We start from the raw sequence: 22,869 nt of genomic DNA on the forward strand, positions 1-22,869 counted from the left end.
GCAGTCGCACAGCCTGACCAGCCATCTCGGTCCGCCGCTGCCGGGCCTGCCCTCGATCCGGAGGCCCACGATGTCCACCACCGCCCTGACCTCGGCGGTTCTGCCCGCCGGCCTGATCGCGCTGCCGGGTGTCCACGGGCCGCGCGCGGACACGCGCTTCCTCGCCCGAGCACTCGCGGACGAGAGCCTGGGGCCCCGGACGGACGCGCTGGAGATCGGCACCGGAACCGGCGCACTCGCCCTGCGCATGGCCGGAAGCGGAGCGCGCGTCACGGCGGTCGACGTCTCCTGGGCCGCCGTGGCCACGGCCCGCCTGAACGCCCTGCACCGGCGCTGCCCCTGCGCGTCCTGCACGGAGACTTCGAGGCGCGCACCGCGGGGCGCCGCTTCGACCTGGTCGTCACCAACCCGCCGTACGTCCCCGCCCCGCGCGCCCGGCTGCCGTCCCACGGGCCCGAGCGCGCCTGGGACGCCGGCCTCGACGGGCGCGGGGTCATCGACCGGATCTGCGCGAGCGCGCCGGACCTGCTGCGCCCCGGCGGCGTCCTGCTGATGGTGCACTCGGGCATGTGCGGGGCGCAGGAGACCCTCGACCGGCTCGGCGGGGCAGGGACTGGCCGCGGAGGTCACCGCGAGGACCTCCGTGCCGTGGGGCCCCGTCCTGCGGTCGCGACGGGCCTGGCGGCCGCGGCCGCCAAATGGGAAGAGCTGGTGAGCATCCGTGCCCGCAGCCTCTGACGAAGCGGCCCCTGGCCGTGCCGCCCGTGACAACGCTCCCGACCCGGCGCCCGCGGCGGCACCCGCGGAGGCCTGCTGGCCGACGAGCCCGGCCTGGAAGCGGACATCGCCTTCGGCTGCGCGGCGACCGTACTGCTGGAGGACCGCCTCGCGCACCACGTCCGCGAGGCCTGGAACCAGGGCCGCAGCGCCCTGCGATCGCCCCTGCCGGAGGCGTGAGCGGCCGGCAGGCCGCCATGGGGCCCGGGTGTTACATGGGGTCCATGGTGCCGCTGCCCCTGCCGTTCTCCTGCTCGCTCTTCTCCCGGATGCGCAGGGCCTTGTCCCTCAGCCGCTGCCGCTCCGCCGGATCGGTGGCGTGCTGCGCCGCCTGCTCCAGCTCCTGGGCCTTGTCGCGCATCTGCCGGGCCCGCTCGCTCGGCTGGCTGTCACCGCTCATGGTCACTCCTCGGGTGGATACGGCGTACGGACGTCTCCCAGACAAACAGCGACGGGGCGCCCGCGCCACCTCACGGTGTCTGGGACGGGGCGGGCCGGGCAAGCGGGGGGTATGAACGGATCCCTTGCGAACGCGTCCAGCAGCTACTACGTCACCGTCCGCGGAGAACGGTTCACCTGCGGCGGGGTGACGGGCCTGGGTCCCCAGGGGGACCTGGGCCTGCCCGGGCAGGTGCTCACGGTCACCCTCGACGACTGCGTCCTCACCGACGCGCCCGGGGCACGGGACTGGGCACTGTCCGCGGAGGCTCCGGCGGAGCCCTGCCACATCAAGATCGAGGAGGTGCGGCCGGGCGCGGTGGCCCCGCTCACCACGTGGTACCTCACCGACGCCAGGCCGGACACGGTCACCGACCACAGCACGACGGCGACCAGCCACGAGACGCGGATCGGTCGGCTCACCCTGCACGCCGCGAAGATCTCCCCCGACATGCCGTAGCGATGTCCGCCCGCCCGTACCGGGTGACGCGGCGGACGGTGGCGGGTCGGTGGGGGTGACGCTGTCGAGGTTGGCGTTGCCGGAGTCGGCGGTGGTGTCAGGGCGAGCGTGTTCCCGGCCCCGTGAACGGCGCGATCTGTCCTTGTCCGGGCGCCGGCCGTCACGACAGGCTGCGGCTGCTCCCAGCAGGTCCTCGGGAGCCCCGTCCCGTTCCGTGCGCCGCTGACCGTAGGGATGCCCGCCGCCATGATCTGGTCAGAGTTCTCGACGGACCACCTGCCCGCCGCCGAGCGCTTCGCCCACTGGGAGCACGTCACCGGCCAGTCGCTGATGCGCACGACCTGCGCCGGCCCGCACCTGTGCGACTTCCGGGCCGGCTCCCGGGCCTTGAACCTGGGCGCCGTCCAGGTCTTCACGCAGGACTACCCGCCGATGGAAGTCCGCCGCAGCCCCCGACAGGTCCGCCAGAGCGACCCGGAGGTGTACCACCTCTGGCTCACCGTGAGCGGGGGCATCGAGCTCAACCTCGGCAGCCGGACCGCCGAAGTGGGTGAGGGCGACCTCGTGCTCTACGACTCCTCACACCCGTACCACGGCCACATCGCCCCCACCGGCCACGCGCAGCGGATCTCCTCCCTCATCGTGCAAGTGCCGCGCGGCGCACTGCCCCTGCGCTCGCAGACCCTGGACCGCCTCTCCACGACCCGGATCCCCGGTAACACGGGCCTCGGAATGCTGCTGCGCACCTACCTGACCGGACTGACGGAACAGGGGCCGTCGTACGGGGCCGCCGACGTGGCCCGGCTGGCCGCCGCCACCCTCGACCTGCTCTGCGCGACACTCGCCCAAGTGGCGCGGGCCGGCGAAGAACTGGCGCCCGAGACCAGGCGGGCGGTCCTGCGGCGGCAGGTCAGCACGTTCATCGCGCGGAACCTCGCCGATCCGGACCTGACACCGGTCGGCATCGCGGCCGCCCACCACCTCTCCGTCCGGTCCCTGCACCACCTGTACCAGGACCAGGAGGTCTCGGTCGCCGACGAGATCCGGCGCGGCCGGCTCGAAGGCGCGCGCCGGGACCTCGCCGACCCCCGGCTGCGCACGCGATCGATCGGCGCCGTCGCGGCGGCCTGGGGCTTCTTGGACCAGTCGTATTTCAGCCGGGTCTTCCGGACCGCCTACGGGACCACTCCCAGGGAGCACCGCGGTCAGATCCTGGGCGGCCCAGAAGTGCGCTGAAGTCCTGGAGCGCCGCGCCGGATTGCCAAGGGCGGAGGACGAATTCCGCGAAGCTCATGCCGCTCGCCGACGCACTCCACCGCTCTCAGGAGAAGCCCATGACACGAGGAACCACGACCCGGAACCCGGCCGCGAAGATCCGGACGAGGGTCGCCCTGCTGGCGGCGACGACCGCCCTGGGCGCCGGACTCGTCCTGGCCCCCGGCGCCCAGGCGTCGCCCGCCAACGCCCCGGCCGTCGTCGCCGGCCCGGCCGCCTTCGGCTGCAACCCCGTCACGAACCACCCGCAGATCGCACAGGGATCCTCCGGCTCGGCGGTCAAGGAACTGCAGTGCCTGCTGAAGTACTGGGGCTTCGACCCGGGCGCCACCGACGGGCAGTTCGGATCCAAGACCCGGGCCGCGGTCGTCGGATTCCAGAACAAGTTCCACAACGTCTGCGGGCTGGCCGTGGACGGGATCGTCGGGCCGAAGACCTGGCACGCGCTCCTCAACCCCGGCTGCTGACCAGCCGCGGGGCGTGCACCGAGGTGACGCCGAGGAGGGACGCCGCCTGTCGCCCTGATCGCTCGTAAGCTGCGAAGAAGCCCGAGGGCCTCGATCTCGTGGGACTGCTCGCCGTCGTCGAGGCGCGCACGAAGGACGCCCCGGACCGCCCGCAGTGGGCGATTCCGTTCGCGCCCGTCCGGATCACCGAGATGGTCCGCCGCAAGGACGGCGGGCGGGGCTGACCGCGACGGCCGCGTCCAATGCGGTGGCGGGTCCTCCCATGGACGTGTGACGGTACGGTCCATGGGCAACTCCACGACATGGCCGGTGTTCCGCACGAGCGACGCGACCACGGCGTACGCGCAGGCCAAGCGCCTGCGCGCGCTACTGGCGCGACGCGAGGACGAGGTCTGGTTCTTCGCCGAGCTGCGCACGGTCGAAGACGTCCGGCGGATGGCCGCGGTCCTGCCCGGGGCCCGGTTCGACTACACGGGCATGCGTACCGGCCCGGCGGGCGAGGAGCTGTGGTTCGACCTCGACGTGACGGCCGCGGACGATGCCGCACTGGAGGCCGGCCTGCCGCTGGACGCCATGGAGAACCTCCCGACGGGGAGCGTCGAGGAACACTTCGTGGCGGCTCTCGGCCAGGGTACGGCCGCCATGGACTGGCACGGCTCCTGGCCGGAGGAACCGGACGCCGGCCAGTACGCGAACGCGAAGTACGACGGGGTCCAGGTCGTCTTCCACGGCGACGACGCCCACTTGGGCCGGTGGACCGGGCACCACACCGTCTTCGTCCACGGGGCGGCGGCCGGGGGGCCGCGGCCCGGGCCCGGCACCTCGCCGCGCACATCGGCGGCGAGGTGCTCGGCGAGCCACAGCGCGGATGGTGAGGCGCGGAGCGCCTCCCATCGGTCCGCGGCCGTCATTGCGCGGCCATCGGTCCCCGGCACTCGGCCCGAGGCCCCGGAAACGGCTACGGCGCGATCGGAAGCTGCCGCTTGTGCTCCGTCAGGCGGTAGCGGCGGACGATCGTGTCGAAGGCGCGCTCACCGACCGGCTTGCCCTCCAAGAAGTCGTCGATCTCGTCGTACGTCACACCGAGCGCGTCCTCGTCGGCCTTGCCCGGGTCCAGGGTCTCCAGGTCCGCGGTGGGCGTCTTCCAGACCAGCTCGGCAGGGGCGCCCAGGGCGTCCGCGCAGGCCCGTACCCGCCGCTTGGTCAGACCGGTCAGCGGAACCAGGTCGGCCGCGCCGTCGCCGAACTTGGTGAAGAAGCCGGAGACCGCCTCGGCGGCGTGGTCGGTGCCGACGACCAGGCCGTCGTGGGCGCCGGCCACCGCGTACTGGGCGATCATGCGCTGGCGGGCCTTGATGTTGCCCTGTACGAAGTCCTGGTGGTGGGCGTCCCGGAAGACGGTGCCGCCGGCCAGGGAGGCCGCCAACGCCGCGTCGCTCGCGGACTTGACGTCCACGGTCAGCACCCGGTCGGCGTTGATGAAGCCGAGGGCGAGCTGGGCGTCCTTCTCGTCGGCCTGGACCCCGTACGGCAGCCGCATGGCGAAGAACGTCGCGTCGTGGCCGGCCGCGCGGGCCCGCTCCACGGCGAGCTGGCAGAGCCGGCCGGCCGTGGTGGAGTCGACCCCGCCACTGATCCCGAGCACCAGGGACCGCAGACCGGTCGAGGTGAGGCGCTCGGCCAGGAACGCCACCCGGCGCTCGATCTCCCGCTGCGCGTCGAAGGTCTCGGCCACCAGGAGGTCCCGGGCGATCTCCTGCTGCAGGGCGGTGGACGCCGGCTGGCTCACGTCTGCTCCTCGTGGTCGTTCGTCATTTTCGCGATGGACTGTCCCGCCGACCCTAACCGAGGCGGCCGGGTGACCCGCGTCTCACCGGGGTGGCGGCGCTTGTCTATGCAACGAGTTGCATAGAAGGATCGGGGCATGGCCCTTGAGCACGCGATCCTCGTCTCCCTGCTGGAGCAGCCGGGGTCCGGCTATGAGCTGGCCCGCCGGTTCGAACGGTCCATCGGCTACTTCTGGACCGCGACCCACCAGCAGATCTACCGCGTGCTGGGGCGCATGGAGGGCGACGGCCGGCTCGACGTCCGCGAAGTGCCGCAGCTGTCCCGGCCGGACAAGAAGGAGTACTCCGTCACGGCGGTCGGCCGGGCCGCCCTCTCGGGCTGGCTCCACGAGCCGATCCAGCCCGACAGCGTCCGGCACGAGCTCGCCGTGAAGATCCGCGGCGCGGCCTTCGACGACCCGGCCGCACTGATCCTCGAGGTCGAGCGGCACCACCGGGCGCACGCCGACCGGCTCACGCACTACCTGGCGGGCGAACTGCGCGACTTCACCGGTCCGCAAGCTCCGGACGCCTCCGACGCCGGGCGCGAACTCCAGCACGTCGTGCTGCGCGGCGGCATCGCCTACGAGCGGATGCAGCTCGCCTGGCTGGAGGACGTGCTCGCCACGCTCCACCGCCTCGCGGCGCCCTGACCCCGGGGCGCCGCCGCCCCGTGCGCCGACACCTGCCCCACCTTTCACCCGCACCCCGCCCCATCCCCTTATCCACCTCTGCAGCTGCCGCCCCTGCACCCGGCGTCGCTCTCATCTGCCTCCTGCTCGCGTCCGGCGCCGGCGGCCCCCGCCGCCCCGTCCCCCGGCATGGCCGCCGGCGCCGGACAGATCCAGGCGATGTGGCCGGCCGTCCTGGAAGCCGTGAAGAACCGCCGCCGCTTCACCTGGATCCTGCTGAGCCAGAACGCCCAGGTCGCCGGGTTCGACGGCACCACCCTCCAGCTCGGCTTCCCCAACGCCGGGGCCCGCGACAACTTCGCGAGCAGCGGCAGCGAGGACGTGCTCAAGGCGGTCCTCGCCGAGCAGTTCCAGGTCAACTGGAAGATCGAGGCCGTGGTCGGCGCGGGCACGGGGCCGCTAGCGCCCGTGTCCGCCTCGTCCTACGGCGCTCCGCCCGCTCCCGCCTACAACCCGCCGCCGGCCCAGCACGCCCCGGCGCCGCAGCAGCAGGACCAGCACGGGCAGCAGCAACAGTCGCAGCAGCAGCCGCCGCAGCAGTCGTACCAGCAGCAGCCCCAGCACCAGCAGCAGCCGCCCGTCCACCAGGCGCCCCCGCCGGTCGCCCCCGAGGACGACGTTCCCGAGGACGACGACCCGGACCTCGTGGACAGCGCGCTGAGCGGGCACGAGCTGATCGTGCGCGAGCTCGGGGCCACCGTTGTGGAGGAATACACGAACGACTAGGGGGTCCGATTTGGGTGCCCGCACGAAGGGCACCCCCGGGTCCGGGCTAGGCTGCACGACGTGAAGGTCCTCGTCATCGGCGGCGGCGCCCGCGAACATGCCCTGTGCCGCTCTCTGTCCCTCGATCCCGACGTCAACGCGCTGTACTGCGCCCCAGGCAACGCCGGCATCGCCGAGGTGGCCGAGCTCCGCCCCGTCGACGCCCTCGACGGCGAAGCCGTCGCCCGCCTCGCCACCGAACTCCGCGCCGACCTGGTCGTCGTCGGCCCGGAGGCCCCGCTCGTCGCCGGCGTCGCCGACGCCGTGCGCGCGGTCGGCATCCCCGTCTTCGGCCCGTCCGGCGAGGCGGCGCGGCTCGAGGGCTCCAAAGCCTTCGCCAAGGACGTGATGGCCGCGGCCGGCGTCCCGACGGCCCGCAGCTACGTGTGCACCACCCCCGACGAGGTGGACGCGGCCCTCGACGCCTTCGGCGCCCCGTACGTGGTCAAGGACGACGGCCTGGCCGCCGGCAAGGGCGTCGTGGTCACCGACGACCTGGCCGCCGCCCGCGCCCACGCGCTCGGCTGCGACCGCGTGGTCATCGAGGAGTTCCTCGACGGCCCCGAGGTCTCCCTCTTCGCCATCACCGACGGCGTCACCGTGCTGCCGCTCCAGCCCGCGCAGGACTTCAAGCGCGCGCTCGACGGCGACGCGGGCCCGAACACCGGCGGCATGGGCGCCTACTCCCCGCTCCCCTGGGCCGACCCGAAGCTGGTCGACGAGGTCATGGCCTCCGTCCTCCAGCCCACCGTGGACGAGCTGCGCCACCGCGGCACCCCCTTCTCCGGACTGCTGTACGCCGGCCTCGCGATCACCTCGCGCGGTGTCCGGGTCATCGAGTTCAACGCCCGCTTCGGCGACCCCGAGACCCAGGTCGTCCTGGCCCGGCTGCGCACCCCGCTCGCGAGCGTGCTGCTGGGCTCCGCGAACGGCACCCTGAGCACCCTGCCCCCGCTCAGCTGGCGCGAGGACGCGGCCGTCACGGTCGTCATCGCCTCCCACAACTACCCGGAGACCCCGCGCACCGGGGACCCCATCGAGGGTCTGGCCGAGGTCGCGGAGCAGGACGCCCCGGAGGCGTACGTCCTGCACGCCGGGACCCGGCTCGAAGGCGACGCGGTCGTCAGCGCGGGCGGGCGCGTGCTGTCGGTGACGGCGACCGGTTCCGATCTGGCGCAGGCCCGTACGAGGGCGTATAAGGCCGTCGCGCGGATCAAGCTCGACGGCTCGCAGTACCGCACGGACATCGCCGAAAAGGCGGCGGAGGGCCGTTGATCAGCGGAATTCCACGGACGCGGGCCCGGTGCGCACTCGGTGCGGCCGGGCCCGCGCGCATGCTCGCGTACGAGTGCATCCAGCCGCGTTCGAACGCACCCACCTTTGCCCAAAGCCATTCCATCGGGTGATCGTCACCCGGTCTGCCTGACGTCCGCGTCCGCCCCAACTATGGTGCGGCGCAAGCATTCCGGCTCTCATTCCGGCACTTGGCCCACCGGCATTGCGATGTCAGTGGGCGGTGTCACAGTGGGGGAGTGAGCAACGCAGCAGCAAGGCAGAGGGGGGTGAGGTCCGGTCGTGTCCGGAACCGGTTCGATCGCTGAAGTGGGCACGCCGTCCGCGCGTTCCCGTGCCTTGGCCGTGCTGCGCGTCCGCAGCCGGGCCCTGGCCCTCGGGCTGCTGCCCGCCGCCTTCGCCGTGGTGCTGGTGAGCGCCCGGATGACGGGCCGCCTGGCCGGTGACCCCTGGCCGGCGGTGACCCTCGGCGTGTGCGCGTTCGCCGCGCTCGTCCTGCTCGTCGGCGGGATCTTCGCCGCCGTCGTCCTGCGGGCGAGCCCCGCCATGACGCCGACGGTGCCGCTGTCCGAGGCCGCCGCCCCCGATCTCTACCGGCTCGTGCGGGACCTGGCGGACCGGATGGACGTCCCGGCGCCCTCCGCGATAGCCCTGACGCCCGACTGCGACAGCTGGCTCGAGGACCGCACGCACGCGGCGCACCGCCGCGCCCGCACCCGCAGGGCGGTCGGGTCCGGCGCGGCACCCGGAACCGGACTCGCCGGACCTTCCGCACCCGAGACCGAGCCGGGCGCCGCCCCGGTGCTGGTGATCGGCTCGCCCTTCCTGTGGTGGATGCGCGTCGCCGAGCTCCGCGCCGTGCTCGCCCCCGTCGTCGCCGGCACGGGCCCGTCCGCGCACCCGGACATAGCCGACGCGCGCGGATTCGTACGGGGCCTCGATGCCGCCGTGGACGTGGGCAACGGCCGGTTCCTCGGCTGGATCGCCGCCCCCGCCCGGCTGCTGCTGCGGCTGTGCCGGGTGGACGCCGCCGAGATGGAGCGCGGGGTCGCCGCCGCCGCCTCCGAGCGTGCACAGGGTGTGGACTACGGGCTGCGCATCGTCGCCCAGGAGCAGGTCGGGCTGGCGTACGCCGGCTGGGACCGGCTGCTGACCCGCGTCGCGCTGCCCGCCTGGCGGATGGGCCGCTGGCCCGCCCGCCTCGACGCGGGGGTCGTCTCCGCGCTGACCGAGCTGTCCCGGCGCGACCGGCTGGCCGACGGGTTCACCCCGCGCCTCGGCGAGCGCCCGGCCTGCGATCTGCTGGAGCAGCCCGGAGCGGTGGACGAGGCCGCCTCGCTGCTGGCCGCGCGGCTGTTCCACGGCGGTCCGGCCGAGGCCGGACCGGACTGGTCGCCGGTGGACTGGGCGGAGTATCCGGAGGAGGTCGTCGACCGCAAGTGGCGTACGGAGGCCGCGCGGCTGCTCGCCGCGCTGGACGCGCTGTCCGCGCCGTCGGGGCCCGCCGCTTCCACCGTGCAGCGGGTGCTGTCGTACCTCACGGACGGTGGCGGCGAGGCGCTGGCGGGGCGGCTGAGCGGAGACGTCGCGCGGGAGACCGCGCCGGCCGCCGCCGATGCGGGGGCGCGGGGAGCCGACGCCCTGCCGCTGTTCCCGCTGGAGGCGCCGCGCAGCGGTCGCGACCTGCTGGCGGACCACGTGGTGGCGCTGGTGTCCTGCGCCGCGGTGGACTCCGCCGGGGCGGCGCCGGGGCTGGACTGGCTGGACGGTCCGGTGCTGCTGGTCGGCGGCGCGCGCCGGGCGGACCTCGCGCCCCGGGTGCTCTCGCTCGTGGAGGACGGGGACTGCGCGCCCCTGCGGGACTGGCTCGCGGAAGTGGGCGTACGGCCGGAGAAGCCGGTCCGGCTGGTGTAGCCCGGCCGGAGTCCGGCCGGGCTCCGGCCTGCGGCCACCGGCACCGCACGGCCAACGCCCCGCCATCGCTCCCCGCACGAAACTCTTTGATCGCTGAATTTTTAGCGACGAACGGTGACGGAGTGCGTGCGTTATGTGATGTGCTGGGACCGGTCGCGGCGTTCGGGGGAGCGAGGGAGGGGAGCGGTATGGGTGCGGAGCAGATCCGGCGTTGGGAGTCAGGTGCGCTCGCGCACGCGGTGACCGACCCCTTCGGACAGGGGCCGCTGCCGTGGTTCCGGGGCAGCGAGCTGTACTACGACGACAACGGGCAGGTCGTGCCCTGGTACGTCGACCCCGCCGTCGCCGCGGGGCCCGGGCAGATCCCCCGCGCCCGGGGCAACGGCGGCCCGCGCACCGCGGACGACGTGCACCGGCAGATCAAGGGGTTCAGCTCCACCGGCGCCGTCGCGCCCGGTGAGGCCATCGACTTCCACATCACCGTGGACCCGCCGCAGCAGTTCTCCGTCGACGTCTACCGCATCGGGCACTACGGCGGTGACGGCGCCTCCAAGATCACCACCAGCCCGCGGCTCTCCGGCATCGTCCAGCCCGCGCCCCTGACCGCCGACCGCACCGTCTCGTGCCACCACTGGTGGCTGTCCTGGCGGCTCCAGGTCCCCTCGTACTGGAGCGTCGGCGCCCATGTGGCGGTCCTGACGACGGCCGACGGCTACCGCTCCCACATCCCGTTCACGGTGCGGGACGACCACCCGGCCGATCTGCTGCTCCTGCTCCCCGACATCACCTGGCAGGCCTACAACCTCTACCCGGAGGACGGCCGGACCGGCGCCAGCCTCTACCACGCCTGGGACGAGGACGGCCGGCTGCTCGGCGAGCGCGACGCCGCCATCACCGTCTCCTTCGACCGCCCGCACGCCGGCGCGGGCCTGCCCCTGCACGTCGGCCACGCCTACGACTTCATCCGCTGGGCCGAGCGCTACGGCTACGACCTCGCCTACGCCGACGCCCGCGACCTGCACGCCGGCCGCATCGACCCCACCCGCTACCGCGGCCTCGTCTTCCCCGGCCACGACGAGTACTGGTCCGCCCCGATGCGCCGCACCGTCGAGCGCGCCCGCGACCACGGCACCTCGCTCGTCTTCCTCTCCGCCAACACCATGTACTGGCAGGTCGAGCTCTCCCCCTCGCCCTCCGGCGTGGACGACCGGCTCCTCACCTGCCGAAAACGCCGCGGCCCCGGCCGCTCCAGCCTCTGGCGCGAAGTGGACCGCGCCGAGCAGCAGTTGCTCGGCATCCAGTACGCGGGGCGGGTCCCCGAGCCCGCGCCCCTGATCGTGCGCAACGCCACGCACTGGCTGTGGGACTCCACCGGCGCCGCCGAGAACGACGAGCTGCCGGGCCTGGTCGCGGGCGAGGCCGACCGCTACTTCCCGCGCACCCAGCTCCCCGAGCACCAGAGCCGGATCCTGCTCGCCCACTCCCCGTACGAGGACGGCGAGGGGCACCTCCGCCACCAGGAGACCTCGCTCTACCGGGCACCGAGCGGCGCGCTCGTCTTCGCGTCCGGAACCTTCGCCTGGTCCCCCGCCCTGGACCGCCCCGGGCACGTGGACGAGCGTGTCCAGCGGGCCACCGCGAACCTCCTCGACCGCATCTGCAAGAGGGACTGACCCGGCCCGGCCGGACCCGTTGTCCCCGTTCGCGGAGCGGTGCGGGAGAATGGGCCGCGCGCTCGTACAGAACCACAGGGAGACACCGTGCCCGGATTCGTCGAAAAGCCCGAGCCGGTGCAGGTGCCCGGCCTCGTCCACCTCCACACCGGCAAGGTCCGCGACCTCTACCGTGACGAGGACGGCCATCTCGTCATGGTCGCCAGCGACCGCATCTCCGCCGCCGACTGGGTGCTGCCCACCGAGATCCCGGACAAGGGCCGGATCCTGACCCAGCTCTCCCTGTGGTGGTTCGACCAGCTCGCCGACCTCGTCCCGAACCACGTCATCAGCACCGAGCTGCCCGCCGGCGCCCCCGCCGACTGGGCCGGCCGCGCCCTGGTCTGCCGGAACCTCGACATGGTCCCCGTCGAGTGCGTGGCCCGCGGCTACCTCACCGGCTCGGGCCTCGCCGAGTACGAGAAGACCCGTACGGTCTGCGGACTCGCCCTGCCCGAGGGCCTGGTCGACGGCTCCGAGCTGCCCGCCCCGATCTTCACGCCGGCCGCCAAGGCCGAGGTGGGCGAGCACGACGAGAACGTCTCCTACGAGGAGGTCGCGCGCACCCAGGGCGCCGAGACGGCGGCCCTGCTGCGCCAGAGCACCCTCGCGGTCTACGGCCGCGCCCGGGACATCGCCCGCAACCGCGGGATCATCCTGGCGGACACCAAGTTCGAGTTCGGTTTCGACAAGGACGGCGCCCTGGTCGCCGCCGACGAGGTGCTGACCCCGGACTCCTCGCGCTTCTGGCCGGCCGACCTGTGGGAGCCGGGCCGCAGCCAGCCGTCCTTCGACAAGCAGTACGTCCGCGACTGGCTGGCCTCCCCGGCCTCCGGCTGGGACTCCAAGGGCGAACTGCCGCCGCCGAGCCTGCCCCAGGCGGTCGTGGACCAGACCCGCGCCAAGTACGTCGAGGCCTACGAGCGGCTCACCGGCCAGACCTGGGTCTGAGCCGGCCGGGACATCGCGAAGGGGCCCCTGTCCCGGGGCCCCGGAAACGGGAGAAGCCCCCGGTCCGAGGACCGGGGGCTTCTTCGTTACAGAGCGGACAACGCGACTCGAACGCGCGACATCCACCTTGGCAAGGTGGTGCTCTACCAACTGAGCTATGTCCGCATGCGCCGTAACGCGAGACCTACTATACCCAACCCCGCTCCCTCGCGAGACGCACTGCCGTGTGCCGGTTTTCGGCGCCCAGCTTCGACGCCGCCGAGGACAGGTAGTTCCGCACCGTCCCCTGCGACAGCGAGGCGCGCTCCGCGATCTCCGCGATCGGTGCCCCGTCCCCGGCCAGTTCCAGCACCTCCGCCTCGCGCGCGGTCAGCGGGGAGTCCCCCGCGCTGATCGCGTCGGCCGCCAACTCCGGGTCCACGTAACGGCCTCCCGCGTGCACGGTCCGGATCAGCTCGGCCAGCCGCTGGGCCGAGACCGTCTTCGGCGCGAAGGCCCGTACGCCGGCCTCCAGGGCCCGCTTGAGGTGCCCGGGGCGGCCGTGGCTGGTCACGATCATGGTCTTGCAGCCGGGGAGTTCGGCCCGCAGGGATGTGGCCACGCTCACACCGTCCGCCCCGGGCATCTGGAGGTCCAGTACCGCCACGTCGGGCCGGTGGGCCCGGGCCATCGCGAGCGCCTCCGGCCCCGAGGCGGCCTCCGCGACGACCAGCAGATCGTCCTCCAGGCCCAGGAGTGCGGCGAGCGCGCCCCGGATCAGGTGCTCGTCGTCGGCCAGCAGTACGCGTACCGGGTTCATGCCCGTGCCTCCTGTCGCATCGGCCCGGCCGGGCCGGGAATCTCGGCGCGCAGCCTGAACCGGCCGCCGCCCACCGGACCGGCCTCCAGCGTGCCGTCCAGCGCCGCGAGCCGCTCCCGCAGCCCCGCGAGTCCCGAGCCCGGGGGCCCGGCCGGGGCCTTGGGGGCCCCGTCGTTCTCCACCACCAGCGTGAGCGCGCCCGTCCGCTCCTCGGCGGTCAGCCGGATCACGCAGCTGCGGGCGTCGCCGTGCCGCAGCACGTTCGTCGTCGCCTCGCGGACCACCCAGCCGAGCGCCGACTGTGCCTCCGGGGGCAGGTCGCGGTCCGTCTCGAACTCGACCCGGCAGTCCATCCCGGCCGCGCGCAGCACCCCGCGCGCGCCTTCCAGCTCCACGGCGAGGTCCGCCTCCCGGTAGCCGCGGACCACGTCGCGGACCTCCTTCTGGGACTCCTGGGCGATCCGCTGCACCTCGATCATCTGGTCGACGGCCTCGGGGCGTTCGCGCCGGGCCAGCTGCACCGCCAGCTCGCTCTTGAGGGCGATCACCGCGAGGTTGCGGCCCATCACGTCGTGCAGGTCGCGCCCGAAGCGCAGCCGCTCCTCGGCCACGGCGAGCTGCGCCTGGACCTCGCGGGCGCGGTCCAGCTCGTGCACGGTGTTGAGCAGCCAGCCGGAGAACCCGCAGGCCGCGCAGAAGAAGGCGCTGCTCAGCAGCACCCCGACGGCGAATCCGGCGGACTCGCCGGTCGGGATGCCGAAGGCGAGCGCCGCCACCGAGGCGCCGGCGGCCGCGACCGGGGCGACGTAGCGCATGTGCCGGACCTCGCGCATGCACAGGACGAGCGTGCCGCTGGTGAAGCAGGTCATGCCGACGACGAGGGTCGGGGCCACCGTGGGGCCGCCGTCCCGGCCGGCCGCGCGCAGGGCGAGGACGGCCAGCACGGCGGCGCCGGTCAGGGCGGTGGTGACGGCCGCGAGCCGGGTCGGCCGCTCGCGCCGGTCCACGATCCAGTCCAGCGCGCGGGACGAGAGGAAGCCGACGAGCACGGAGTGCGCGCACACGAGGAGGAAGAGCGGGAGGGCGACCGCCGGCGAGGCCTTTCCCTCCATGGAGCCGAGCGCGGCCAGGCCGATGGAGAAGATCTCGACGAGCACGAAGAAGTGGAACGACCAGCGGGTGTACAGCTCGACCTTCCCCGCGCTGCTGCGGTTCTTCCACCAGCCGGTGAGTTTCATGGCCCCAGTCTCGCGGCCGCCGGGCCGTCCCGGCCATGACACATGTCATCGGACTTCGGACTTCGGACTTCGGCCGAACCTGAAGGCGAACCCGAAGGCGAACCCGAAGGCGAACGACGGCGATCCGGAATACGACAAAAGCCCCGGTCGATGACCGGGGCCTTTGTGCGCTGAGCGGACGACGCGACTCGAACGCGCGACATCCACCTTGGCAAGGTGGTGCTCTACCAACTGAGCTACGTCCGCATACTCACCACAGCACGAAGTGCCGTGCGATGCGTGCATCACTCTACCTGATCCACAACCGTGGTCGGTAATGCGTTGCAGAGCGGGTGACAGGAATCGCACACTGCGCCTTCCCCCTGGAAGGGGGATGTTCTGCTACTGAACTACACCCGCACGACTTCGGGGTTCGGCTTGCGGCCGCGCCCCTTGGCGTGATCCACACACTAGCGGACCGGTAGGGGTGGATGGCAAATCGGCTCTCAGTGAGCGGCGTTGTACTCCTCGTAGACCTTCTTGGGGATGCGGCCGCGCGGCGGGACGTCGAGCTGGTTGGACCGGGCCCAGGCCCGGACGACCGCCGGGTCGGGGGCGATGGCCGTGTGCTTGAAGGCCTTCCCGGAACGCGCCTGGCGCCGGCCGGCCGCCACGAACGGGGCCAGGCCCTTCCGCAGTTTCTTTGCGTTGGCGACATTGAGGTCGATCTCGTACGTCTTACCGTCCAGAGCGAAGACGACCGTTTCCACCGCTTCTCCACCGTCGATGTCGTCGGAGAGCGTGACTACTACGCGCTGCGCCACGGATATCGGTCCCTTCGTGCGGCGCCGGCTCCCCGCTGACATGCGGGGACGGAGCTGTGCTGCCGCCTGTGTGGATGTTTCGGAGCAATGCAACTTTCCGGTCCCGTTGCGCCGCGGAAAATGCCGACACATCGGAGGAATCCTTTGTACCCCGATTCCCATTGCATTGCGAAGCCCAGTTAATTCTCTCCGCGTGTCCCGCCGCAATGCCGGGTACGTGGTTTTCCGGTGGATTTTGCGAAGCGTTGGTGAAGCCGAAACGGCCCGGTGATCGGATCCGAAGCCTATCTACCCGCGTAGAAATTTCGGCCGGGTACGCTGAGGGAACCGCCTTCGCACCAACCACCTCATCGGGAGTGCCAGTGGCACGCGTCGTAGTCGACGTCATGCTCAAGCCGGAGATCCTCGACCCCCAGGGCCAGGCGGTGCAGCGTGCACTGCCGCGCCTGGGCTTCGAAGGGATCGCCGACGTCCGCCAGGGGAAGCGCTTCGAACTGGAGGTGGAGGGACCGGTCGACCAGGCCGCCCTCGACCGCATCCACAAGATGGCCGAAACCTTCCTCGCCAACACCGTCATCGAAGACTTCACCGTGAAGGTCGAGGCCTGACGGTGACCACTCGCATCGGAGTCGTCACGTTCCCCGGAACGCTCGACGACCGTGACTCGCTGCGCGCCGTGCGCCTCGCGGGAGCGGAGCCGGTCTCCCTCTGGCACCGCGACAAGGACCTCCACCAAGTCGACGCCGTCGTCCTCGCGGGCGGCTTCTCCTACGGGGACTACCTGCGCGCCGGAGCCATCTCCCGGTTCTCGCCGGTGATGGAGACGATCATCGAGCAGGCCAAGGGCGGCATGCCCGTCCTCGGCATCTGCAACGGCTTCCAGATCCTCACCGAGGCCCACCTGCTGCCGGGAGCGATGCTCCGCAACAACCACCTGCACTTCATCTGCCGCGACCAGAAGCTGCGGGTCGAGAACGCGGAGACCGCGTGGACCGGCGACTACACCGCCGGCCAGGAGATCTCCGTACCGCTCAAGAACGTGGACGGCCGCTACGTGGCCGACGAGCGGGTGCTGGACGAACTGGAGGCCGAAGGCCGAGTGGCCTTCCGTTACGTCGTCCGCGGCGAAGCCGCTGATGGATGCGGTAACCCGAACGGCTCGCTGCGCGACATCGCCGGCATCACCAACGCCGCGGGCAACGTCGTCGGCCTCATGCCGCACCCCGAGCACGCGGTCGAACCGCTGATCGGGACGGGCCGCACCGACGGCCTCCCGTTCTTCACGTCGGTCCTGAAGAAGCTGGTCAGCGCATGAGCCTCGACACCGTCAAGAACGCCACCGAGACCCCGGACGCCTCCCAGCCCTGGAAGGAACTCGGCCTCAAGGAGGACGAGTACGCCCGGATCAAGGAGATCCTCGGCCGCCGTCCCACCGGCGCCGAGCTCGCCATGTACTCGGTCATGTGGTCCGAGCACTGCTCGTACAAGAGCAGCAAGGTCCACCTGAAGCAGTTCGGCGAGAAGGTCCCGCCGAACGACGCCATGCTCGTCGGCATCGGCGAGAACGCCGGCGTCGTCGATGTGGGCCAGGGCTACGCGGTCACCTTCAAGGTGGAGTCGCACAACCACCCGAGCTACATCGAGCCCTACCAGGGCGCGGCCACCGGCATCGGCGGCATCGTCCGCGACATCCTCGCCATGGGCGCCCGCCCGATCGCCGTCGTCGACCCGCTGCGCTTCGGCGCGGCCGACCACCCCGACACCAAGCGCGTCCTGCCGGGCGTCGTCGCGGGCATCGGCGGCTACGGCAACTGCCTCGGCCTGCCGAACATCGGCGGCGAGGTCGTCTTCGACGCCTGCTACCAGGGCAACCCGCTCGTCAACGCCGGCTGCATCGGCGTGATGAAGCACGAGGACATCCACCTCGCCAAGGCCTCCGGCCCCGGCAACAAGGTCATCCTCTACGGCGCCCGCACGGGCGGCGACGGCATCGGCGGCGTGTCCGTGCTGGCCTCGGAGACCTTCGACGACACGAAGCCGACCAAGCGTCCGGCGGTCCAGGTCGGCGACCCCTTCCAGGAGAAGCTCCTCATCGAGTGCACCCTGGAGATCTTCAAGGAGAAGCTGGTCGCGGGCATCCAGGACCTCGGCGGCGCCGGGCTCTCCTGCGCCACGTCCGAGCTGGCCTCCGCCGGTTCCGGCGGCATGCGCGTCGAGCTGGACACCGTCCCGCTGCGCGATGCGACGCTCTCGCCCGAGGAAATCCTCATGAGCGAGTCGCAGGAGCGCATGTGCGCGATCGTCGAGCCGCAGTACGTCGACCGCTTCATGGAGATCTGCGAGAAGTGGGACGTCATCGCCACCGTCATCGGTGAGGTGACCGAGGGCGAGCAGCTGGAGATCTTCTGGCACGGCGAGCTCATCGTGGACGTGCCCCCGGGCACCGTCGCCCACGAGGGCCCCACCTACCACCGCCCCTACGCGCGCCCCTCCTGGCAGGACGCGCTGCAGGCGGACGACGCGGGCAAGCTGCCGCGGCCGCAGACCTCCGAGGAGCTGCGCGCGCAGGTCCTGGCCCTGGTCTCGTCGCCGAACCAGGCCTCGAAGTCCTGGATCACCGACCAGTACGACCGCTTCGTGCAGGGCAACACGGTGCTCTCGCAGCCCGAGGACGCCGGCATGGTCCGCATCGACGAGGAGACCAACCTCGGCGTCGCGATGGCCACCGACGGCAACGGCCGCTTCGCCAAGCTCGACCCGTACACGGGCGCGCAGCTGGCGCTGGCCGAGGCGTACCGCAACGTCGCCGCGACCGGCGCGAAGCCGCTGGCCATCTCCGACTGCCTGAACTTCGGCTCCCCCGAGGACCCGGACGTCATGTGGCAGTTCGCCGAGGCCACCCGTGGTCTCGCCGACGGCTGCTTCGAGCTGGGCACCCCGGTGACCGGCGGCAACGTCTCGCTCTACAACCAGACCGGTGACATCGCGATCCACCCGACCCCGGTCGTGGCGGTCCTCGGTGTGATCGACGACGTCAACCGCCGCACGCCGATGGCGTTCGCGGAGGCCGGCCAGCTGCTGTACCTGCTCGGCGACACCGCCGAGGAGTTCGGCGGCTCCGCCTGGTCCGAGGTCGTCCACCAGCACCTGGGCGGCATGCCGCCCAAGGTGGACCTGGGCCGCGAGAAGCTGCTCGGCGAGATCCTGATCTCGGCCTCGCGCGACGGCATGATCGACGCCGCGCACGACCTGTCCGACGGCGGCGTGATCCAGGCGCTCACCGAGTCCTGCCTGCGCGGCGGCAACGGTGCGCGGATCGTGGTGCCCGAGGCCCTGGACGCCTTCACCTTCCTCTTCTCCGAGTCGGCGGGCCGGGCCATCGTGGCCGTCCCGCGCAGCGAGGAGCTCCGCTTCACCGACATGTGCGGTGCGCGGGGCCTCCCGGCGGCCCGGATCGGTGTGGTGGACGGCGAGGAGATCGAGATCCAGGGCGAGTTCACGCTCCCCCTGGCCGAGCTCCGCACCGCCCACGAGGGGACGATCCCGGGGCTGCTGGCCTGACCCGGCGTTTTTCGAGCCCCCGTCCGGAACTGTTCCGGGCGGGGGCTCGTCCGTTCCGGCAAGGAGCCCGCACCGACGGCGGTGGCGGAGCCGGCGGGGGAACGGGGTCCAGATGGAGCAGGGTCGGGGTCGATGGCTGCTCAGGGCCGGGATGCCGGTGATCGTGGCCGCCGTGGGGGTGGGCGGCTGGTTCCTCTACGACAACTCCGGGGACCGCGCGCGGAGCCGGGCGGAGATCATCGAGAACTGTCAGGGACTGGTCGATCCGGATGCGGTGATGGGGTTCGGCACGCCCAGGGTGGAGGCGGGCGCCACGGGGGACCAGGCGTGCGTGCTGCTGCGTGAGGGGACGTTCGAGGGCCAGAGGCAGATGGACGAGTTCGCCTCCGTCGCGGTGGTGGCCTCCAAGGACGCCGAACCGGGCGGAAGCCGGTTCGACTACGGGACCTTCAGCGTCACGGCGATCGCGAAGTGCGCCGACCCGGCCGGGTCCGGCGGAGTGACCGCCCTGCGGGCGACCGCAGCCGGCGAGGGCGACGGCCGGGGCAGCAGGGGGCGCGGCTTCCTGTCGGGGCTGGCCCGCGAGGCGGCCGTGCGCGCCGCGGCGAAGGCGGGCTGCGAGACCAGCCTGCCCCCGGCCCCGAAGGACTGAGGTGCGCCGCCCGGCCGGTCCGGGCGGCGTAAGGTCGGCGCCATGCCGCCCACCAAGAAGAAGCCGCGCACCTACGACCACGACAAGACCAGCGCGGCCGTCGTCGCGCAGTTCGGGCATGTACGGGACGCCGTACGGGGGTTGGACGCCGAGCAGCTCGCCCGGCCGAGCGGGCTCGGTGACTGGTCCGTCGCCGAACTCGCCGCGCACATCGCGTGGATCGCCGACTCGCTGGCCGGCGGCCTGGCCCGGCCGCCCGCCGCCGTCGCCGAACTGCCCGCGGCGCAGTGGCCCTTCGCCACCGCCTCGCTCGCCGGGAAGATCGCCGAGGCCGCCAAGGAGACCCTCGACGGCGCCCCGCTGCCCGAGCTCTACGACCGGGCCGCCGCCCGCATGGCCGAGGCGCTCGAGGCGAACCCCGGCAGCCGCGTGCTGGACCTGTGGATCGGGGCCATGACGGTGGCCGACTTCCTGGTCACCCGTACCGTCGAGCTGGTCGTCCACACCGACGACCTGCGCCGCGCCACCGGAGTGGACGTGCCGATCGACCGGCAGGCCCTGGCCGCCTGCACCCGGCTGCTCGCCGACGCCCTCGCGCTCAAGGCTCCGGGCGGGGCGGTGGAGTTCCGGGTGCCGCCGTTCGCGGTGGTGCAGTGCGTCGAGGGGCCCCGGCACACCCGAGGCACCCCGCCGAACGTGGTGGAGACCGACCCGCTGACCTGGATCCGCCTCGCCACCGGCCGTACGAGCTGGGCCGAAGCGCTGGACGCGGCCCAGGTCCGGGCCAGCGGAGAGCGCGCCGACCTCTCGGCGCTGCTTCCCCTGATGAGCTGAGCCGGGGAACCACCGGGGCGCCGGCCGCGTCCCAGCGGCATGCGTACGCTGCCGCTCCTCCCCGCCGCCCTGGTCGCCGTACTCGCGCTGTCCGCCACCGCCACCGCCTGCGGTGACGGCGGCGGGGCCGGAGGTACGCCCCCCGACCGCACCTTCTCCGGGAGCTGGTCGGTGGTGAGCCTGACCGTGGACGGACGGAAGCTGACCGCGCCGGATGCCGCCCGGCTGACCCTGGAGCCGGGTCAGGGGGGCCGGGAGGCCGAGGCCACGGGCAACTACGGCTGCAACGGCTTCACGGCCGCGGTCGTCTTCGAAGCCGGGTCCGCCATCACCGTGCGGCCGGGCGCCTCCACCGACATGGCCTGCGCGGACATGCGGTTCGAGACGGAGTTCGCCAGGCTTTTCCAGGGCCGGCTGACCGTCCGGGAGCAGCCGGACACCGTCACGCTGAAGACCGCCGCGGGGGACGAGATCAGCCTGACCACGAAGCCCCGTACCCCCAAGGCGTCGCTCGTGGACACCGTGTGGACGGTGGACTCCCTGCTCGGCGGGGGCACCGCGAGCTCGCTGGCTGCCGAGGCGGCGGGCCGGGCCCGCTTCACCGTCGCCGCCGACGGCTCCGCGAGCGGCAACCTCGGCTGCAACCGGTTCAACGCGAAGGCCACCGTCGAGGGGAACCGGCTCACCTTCGGGACGCTCACCACCACCCGGATGGCCTGCGAGGGCGGGGCCGGCGAGGTCGAGCGGGCGCTGACCGGGCTCTTCGGCAGCGGCCCGCTCGACTGGAGGATCCAGGGCGACGCCCTCACCCTGACCGCGAGCGGCGACGGCGACGGCGGAGCCAAGGGCATCACCGCCAAGGCGGGCTCCGCCACCGGGTGACCCCGGGTCCAGGTGACCCCGGGTCCGGGAGGCCGTGGTGGCCGCGCCGGACCGGCCGTGGCCCACGGCCCTCCACAGGCTGTGGACCACGGATCGGGATCAGCCCGGGTAGGGCAGCAGCCCCGCGTTGGTCTTCTCCCAGGCAGCCCGCAGCTCGGCCAGCCGGGCTGGCTCCAGCGCCGCCTTGTCGGCCTGCTCGCGGATGTCCCCGGCCAGGTTGAAGAGCTGGTCGGTGCCCGCCTTGCCGCGGTAGTACTTCCAGTCCCCGCGGCGCAGCGCCCGCTCCCCGCGCACCCGCCAGAAGAGGTTGCGCTCGGCGATCCTCTCGCCGCGCAGCAGGTATCCGGCGAGGCTTACCCCGTCCAGCGGGTACGCCGGGTTCGCGCGGGCGCCCGCCAGTTCGAGCACGGTCGCCGTCCAGTCCGGGGTGAAGACCGGGACGTGGCTGACCTGGCCGCCGTCGAGCCGGGCGGGCCAGCGCACGATGTTCGGGACGCGGATGCCGCCCTCCTGGAGGGAGGCCTTGTTGCCGGCGAGCGGCCAGTTGTGGGAGAAGCGCTCCCCGCCGTTGTCGCTGGAGAAGAAGACCAGGGTGTCCTCCTCCTGCCCGGAGCGCCCCAGCGCCTTCAGCACCTCGCCGACCGAGCGGTCGAGGTCCTCCACCATCTGCTTGTACTTCTCGATGGAGCCGCCGTCCTGGTGCCAAAGGGCCCGTCCGTCACCGGCCTTGATCCGGCGCGTCACCTCGGCGCTCGCCTCGGTGTCCCCGTCGGCGATCCACGGCCAGTGCGGGGTGGTGAAGTTGAGGTTCAGCAGCCACGGCTTGTCGCCGTGGTCGCGGGAGACGTACTCGCCGGCGCGCTCGGTCAGGATCCGCGTGTAGTAGCGCAGGTCCTTGTACTCGGCGTCGCCCTCGTACAGGTCGTACTCCCCGCCCAGGCCGAGCTTGGAGTAGTACTCCAGCGCTCCGCCGAAGTTGCCGAAGAACTCGTCCCAGCCGGACTTGGTCGGGCTGTAGTCGGGCAGGTAGCCGCAGTGCCACTTGCCGATCAGCGCCGTCGCGTAGCCGGAGCCCTTCAGCAGCGAGGCCAGGGTCGGATGGGTGGGCTCCAGGCCCACCGACTTGTCCGCGATGGGCTCGGCCAGCCCGCCCTTGGCGCGGCCCGGGTAGCGGCCGGTGTACAGGCTGAAGCGGGTCGGGGAGCAGGTCGCGGAGCCGGAGTAGGCGTCGGTGAAGCGCACGCCCTGGCGGGCGAGCCTGTCGAGGTTCGGGGTCTTGATGTGCGGGGCCCCGTAGGAGGACAGGTCGGCCCAGCCGAGGTCGTCCGCGAGGATGAACAGGATGTTCGGGCGGCGGGAGCGGCGGCCGCGCGCGGCCCGGAAATCCTGCTCTCCGGGGCCGGCGGCCTGGGCGGGCGCGGCCGCGCCCAGCCCCACCGCCGCGGCGGCCGCGGTCACGCCGACCGCGCCGCCGAAGGCGCGCCGGGACAGGTTGGATCCGTTCGAGGTCACAGGTGCTCCAGGGCATGG

Annotated in this window: 22 protein-coding genes, 3 tRNA genes and 3 pseudogenes; 18 read left to right on the top strand and 10 right to left on the bottom strand. The window is 72.7% G+C overall.

The window, feature by feature from the left end:
- Positions 1 to 70 precede the first annotated feature (70 nt).
- On the top strand, positions 71 to 553 hold the full coding sequence (locus DRB96_RS16765; protein ID WP_343234524.1) for a methyltransferase domain-containing protein: 483 nt from the start codon (positions 71 to 73) through the stop codon (positions 551 to 553).
- Positions 554 to 804: 251 nt separating this feature from the next.
- Positions 805 to 957 (top strand): annotated as a pseudogene (locus tag DRB96_RS44645) (iron-containing redox enzyme family protein); the annotation flags it as partial.
- Between the two features lie 31 nt (positions 958 to 988).
- Here the strand turns inward: DRB96_RS44645 and DRB96_RS16775 are convergent.
- Positions 989 to 1,177 (bottom strand): DUF6381 family protein, encoded by a 189-nt coding sequence (locus DRB96_RS16775; RefSeq protein ID WP_112449198.1) that lies wholly within the window; start codon positions 1,175 to 1,177, stop codon positions 989 to 991.
- A 111-nt stretch (positions 1,178 to 1,288) separates the two neighbouring features.
- Here DRB96_RS16775 and DRB96_RS16780 point away from each other — a divergent pair, with 111 nt between their 5' ends.
- From DRB96_RS16780 to DRB96_RS16795, 4 genes and pseudogenes are all read left to right on the top strand, one after another.
- A complete protein-coding gene (locus DRB96_RS16780; RefSeq protein WP_112449199.1) occupies positions 1,289 to 1,675 on the top strand; it encodes a hypothetical protein in 387 nt (128 codons plus the stop codon).
- A 246-nt stretch (positions 1,676 to 1,921) separates the two neighbouring features.
- Entirely contained in the window at positions 1,922 to 2,911 is a 990-nt protein-coding gene (locus DRB96_RS16785; RefSeq protein WP_162688609.1) for a helix-turn-helix domain-containing protein, read from the top strand.
- Positions 2,912 to 3,009: 98 nt separating this feature from the next.
- On the top strand, positions 3,010 to 3,417 hold the full coding sequence (locus DRB96_RS16790; protein WP_112453482.1) for a peptidoglycan-binding domain-containing protein: 408 nt from the start codon (positions 3,010 to 3,012) through the stop codon (positions 3,415 to 3,417).
- Between the two features lie 71 nt (positions 3,418 to 3,488).
- Positions 3,489 to 3,641, top strand: a pseudogene (locus tag DRB96_RS16795) (DNA alkylation repair protein); the annotation flags it as partial.
- 142 nt (positions 3,642 to 3,783) lie between these two features.
- Here DRB96_RS16795 and DRB96_RS43000 read toward each other — a convergent pair.
- Both DRB96_RS43000 and nadE read right to left on the bottom strand, forming a co-directional pair.
- On the bottom strand, positions 3,784 to 4,071 hold the full coding sequence (locus DRB96_RS43000; protein ID WP_162688610.1) for a hypothetical protein: 288 nt from the start codon (positions 4,069 to 4,071) through the stop codon (positions 3,784 to 3,786).
- Between the two features lie 304 nt (positions 4,072 to 4,375).
- Positions 4,376 to 5,206 carry an ammonia-dependent NAD(+) synthetase gene (gene nadE / locus DRB96_RS16805; RefSeq protein ID WP_112449201.1) on the bottom strand — a complete coding sequence of 277 codons (831 nt, stop codon included), beginning with the start codon at positions 5,204 to 5,206 and terminating at the stop codon, positions 4,376 to 4,378.
- Between the two features lie 135 nt (positions 5,207 to 5,341).
- On the opposite strand from nadE, the gene DRB96_RS16810 reads away from it, so the two are divergent.
- The 6 genes and pseudogenes from DRB96_RS16810 (at position 5,342) to DRB96_RS16835 (ending at position 12,570) form a co-directional block, all read left to right on the top strand.
- Positions 5,342 to 5,896 (top strand): PadR family transcriptional regulator, encoded by a 555-nt coding sequence (locus DRB96_RS16810; protein WP_112449202.1) that lies wholly within the window; start codon positions 5,342 to 5,344, stop codon positions 5,894 to 5,896.
- 135 nt (positions 5,897 to 6,031) lie between these two features.
- Positions 6,032 to 6,661, top strand: a pseudogene (locus DRB96_RS16815) (DNA polymerase III subunit gamma and tau); the annotation flags it as partial.
- Between the two features lie 60 nt (positions 6,662 to 6,721).
- Positions 6,722 to 7,975 (top strand): phosphoribosylamine--glycine ligase, encoded by a 1,254-nt coding sequence (gene purD, locus DRB96_RS16820; protein ID WP_112449203.1) that lies wholly within the window; start codon positions 6,722 to 6,724, stop codon positions 7,973 to 7,975.
- Between the two features lie 300 nt (positions 7,976 to 8,275).
- A complete protein-coding gene (locus DRB96_RS16825; RefSeq protein WP_112449204.1) occupies positions 8,276 to 9,907 on the top strand; it encodes a hypothetical protein in 1,632 nt (543 codons plus the stop codon).
- 188 nt (positions 9,908 to 10,095) lie between these two features.
- Positions 10,096 to 11,580: a N,N-dimethylformamidase beta subunit family domain-containing protein gene (locus DRB96_RS16830; RefSeq protein ID WP_112449205.1), complete on the top strand. Its 1,485-nt coding sequence runs from the start codon at positions 10,096 to 10,098 to the stop codon at positions 11,578 to 11,580.
- A gap of 87 nt (positions 11,581 to 11,667) precedes the next feature.
- On the top strand, positions 11,668 to 12,570 hold the full coding sequence (locus tag DRB96_RS16835) for a phosphoribosylaminoimidazolesuccinocarboxamide synthase (protein WP_112449206.1): 903 nt from the start codon (positions 11,668 to 11,670) through the stop codon (positions 12,568 to 12,570).
- A gap of 92 nt (positions 12,571 to 12,662) precedes the next feature.
- Here the strand turns inward: DRB96_RS16835 and DRB96_RS16840 are convergent.
- From DRB96_RS16840 to DRB96_RS16865, 6 genes are all read right to left on the bottom strand, one after another.
- Positions 12,663 to 12,735: transfer RNA gene (locus DRB96_RS16840), tRNA-Gly, on the bottom strand.
- Positions 12,736 to 12,757: 22 nt separating this feature from the next.
- The gene (locus DRB96_RS16845; RefSeq protein WP_112449207.1) at positions 12,758 to 13,369 is read right to left on the bottom strand and encodes a response regulator transcription factor; all 612 of its coding nucleotides are present in this window, start codon (positions 13,367 to 13,369) and stop codon (positions 12,758 to 12,760) included.
- Positions 13,366 to 14,607, bottom strand: coding sequence for a histidine kinase (locus tag DRB96_RS16850; RefSeq protein ID WP_112449208.1), 1,242 nt, complete (start codon positions 14,605 to 14,607; stop codon positions 13,366 to 13,368). Before DRB96_RS16850 ends, DRB96_RS16845 begins: the two co-directional genes overlap by 4 nt.
- A 173-nt stretch (positions 14,608 to 14,780) precedes the next feature.
- Positions 14,781 to 14,853: transfer RNA gene (locus tag DRB96_RS16855), tRNA-Gly, on the bottom strand.
- A gap of 81 nt (positions 14,854 to 14,934) precedes the next feature.
- Positions 14,935 to 15,006, bottom strand: a tRNA-Gly gene (locus DRB96_RS16860).
- Between the two features lie 86 nt (positions 15,007 to 15,092).
- Positions 15,093 to 15,410 (bottom strand): Lsr2 family protein, encoded by a 318-nt coding sequence (locus DRB96_RS16865; protein WP_112449209.1) that lies wholly within the window; start codon positions 15,408 to 15,410, stop codon positions 15,093 to 15,095.
- Positions 15,411 to 15,766: 356 nt separating this feature from the next.
- On the opposite strand from DRB96_RS16865, the gene purS reads away from it, so the two are divergent.
- From purS to DRB96_RS16895, 6 genes are all read left to right on the top strand, one after another.
- A complete protein-coding gene (gene purS / locus DRB96_RS16870) occupies positions 15,767 to 16,018 on the top strand; it encodes a phosphoribosylformylglycinamidine synthase subunit PurS (RefSeq protein WP_008740952.1) in 252 nt (83 codons plus the stop codon).
- A gap of 2 nt (positions 16,019 to 16,020) precedes the next feature.
- Positions 16,021 to 16,725 carry a phosphoribosylformylglycinamidine synthase subunit PurQ gene (gene purQ / locus DRB96_RS16875; protein ID WP_112449210.1) on the top strand — a complete coding sequence of 235 codons (705 nt, stop codon included), beginning with the start codon at positions 16,021 to 16,023 and terminating at the stop codon, positions 16,723 to 16,725.
- Positions 16,722 to 18,971: a phosphoribosylformylglycinamidine synthase subunit PurL gene (gene purL, locus DRB96_RS16880; protein ID WP_112449211.1), complete on the top strand. Its 2,250-nt coding sequence runs from the start codon at positions 16,722 to 16,724 to the stop codon at positions 18,969 to 18,971. Before purQ ends, purL begins: the two co-directional genes overlap by 4 nt.
- Before the next feature lie 112 nt (positions 18,972 to 19,083).
- Entirely contained in the window at positions 19,084 to 19,623 is a 540-nt protein-coding gene (locus tag DRB96_RS16885) for a hypothetical protein (RefSeq protein ID WP_162688613.1), read from the top strand.
- Between the two features lie 42 nt (positions 19,624 to 19,665).
- The gene (locus DRB96_RS16890; protein WP_112449213.1) at positions 19,666 to 20,457 is read left to right on the top strand and encodes a maleylpyruvate isomerase family mycothiol-dependent enzyme; all 792 of its coding nucleotides are present in this window, start codon (positions 19,666 to 19,668) and stop codon (positions 20,455 to 20,457) included.
- A gap of 39 nt (positions 20,458 to 20,496) precedes the next feature.
- On the top strand, positions 20,497 to 21,339 hold the full coding sequence (locus tag DRB96_RS16895; RefSeq protein ID WP_112449214.1) for an META domain-containing protein: 843 nt from the start codon (positions 20,497 to 20,499) through the stop codon (positions 21,337 to 21,339).
- Between the two features lie 99 nt (positions 21,340 to 21,438).
- Here the strand turns inward: DRB96_RS16895 and DRB96_RS16900 are convergent, their stop codons facing one another.
- Positions 21,439 to 22,851, bottom strand: a complete 1,413-nt coding sequence (locus DRB96_RS16900; RefSeq protein ID WP_239516194.1) for a sulfatase-like hydrolase/transferase — start codon at positions 22,849 to 22,851, stop codon at positions 21,439 to 21,441.
- Between the last annotated feature and the right edge of the window lie 18 nt (positions 22,852 to 22,869).

This window comes from Streptomyces sp. ICC1, from assembly GCF_003287935.1.
Taxonomy (GTDB): domain Bacteria; phylum Actinomycetota; class Actinomycetes; order Streptomycetales; family Streptomycetaceae; genus Streptomyces; species Streptomyces tritrimontium.

Coding starts and splice junctions, on each gene's coding strand:
- DRB96_RS16780 (WP_112449199.1), top strand. CDS start 1,289: ATGAACGGATCCCTTGCGAACGCGTCCAGCAGCTACTACGTCACCGTC.
- purL (WP_112449211.1), top strand. CDS start 16,722: ATGAGCCTCGACACCGTCAAGAACGCCACCGAGACCCCGGACGCCTCC.
- DRB96_RS16845 (WP_112449207.1), bottom strand. CDS start 13,369: ATGAACCCGGTACGCGTACTGCTGGCCGACGACGAGCACCTGATCCGG.
- DRB96_RS16885 (WP_162688613.1), top strand. CDS start 19,084: ATGGAGCAGGGTCGGGGTCGATGGCTGCTCAGGGCCGGGATGCCGGTG.
- DRB96_RS16785 (WP_162688609.1), top strand. CDS start 1,922: ATGATCTGGTCAGAGTTCTCGACGGACCACCTGCCCGCCGCCGAGCGC.
- DRB96_RS16890 (WP_112449213.1), top strand. CDS start 19,666: ATGCCGCCCACCAAGAAGAAGCCGCGCACCTACGACCACGACAAGACC.
- DRB96_RS16830 (WP_112449205.1), top strand. CDS start 10,096: ATGGGTGCGGAGCAGATCCGGCGTTGGGAGTCAGGTGCGCTCGCGCAC.
- DRB96_RS16895 (WP_112449214.1), top strand. CDS start 20,497: ATGCGTACGCTGCCGCTCCTCCCCGCCGCCCTGGTCGCCGTACTCGCG.
- DRB96_RS16850 (WP_112449208.1), bottom strand. CDS start 14,607: ATGAAACTCACCGGCTGGTGGAAGAACCGCAGCAGCGCGGGGAAGGTC.
- DRB96_RS16765 (WP_343234524.1), top strand. CDS start 71: ATGTCCACCACCGCCCTGACCTCGGCGGTTCTGCCCGCCGGCCTGATC.
- DRB96_RS16810 (WP_112449202.1), top strand. CDS start 5,342: ATGGCCCTTGAGCACGCGATCCTCGTCTCCCTGCTGGAGCAGCCGGGG.
- DRB96_RS16775 (WP_112449198.1), bottom strand. CDS start 1,177: ATGAGCGGTGACAGCCAGCCGAGCGAGCGGGCCCGGCAGATGCGCGAC.
- DRB96_RS16790 (WP_112453482.1), top strand. CDS start 3,010: ATGACACGAGGAACCACGACCCGGAACCCGGCCGCGAAGATCCGGACG.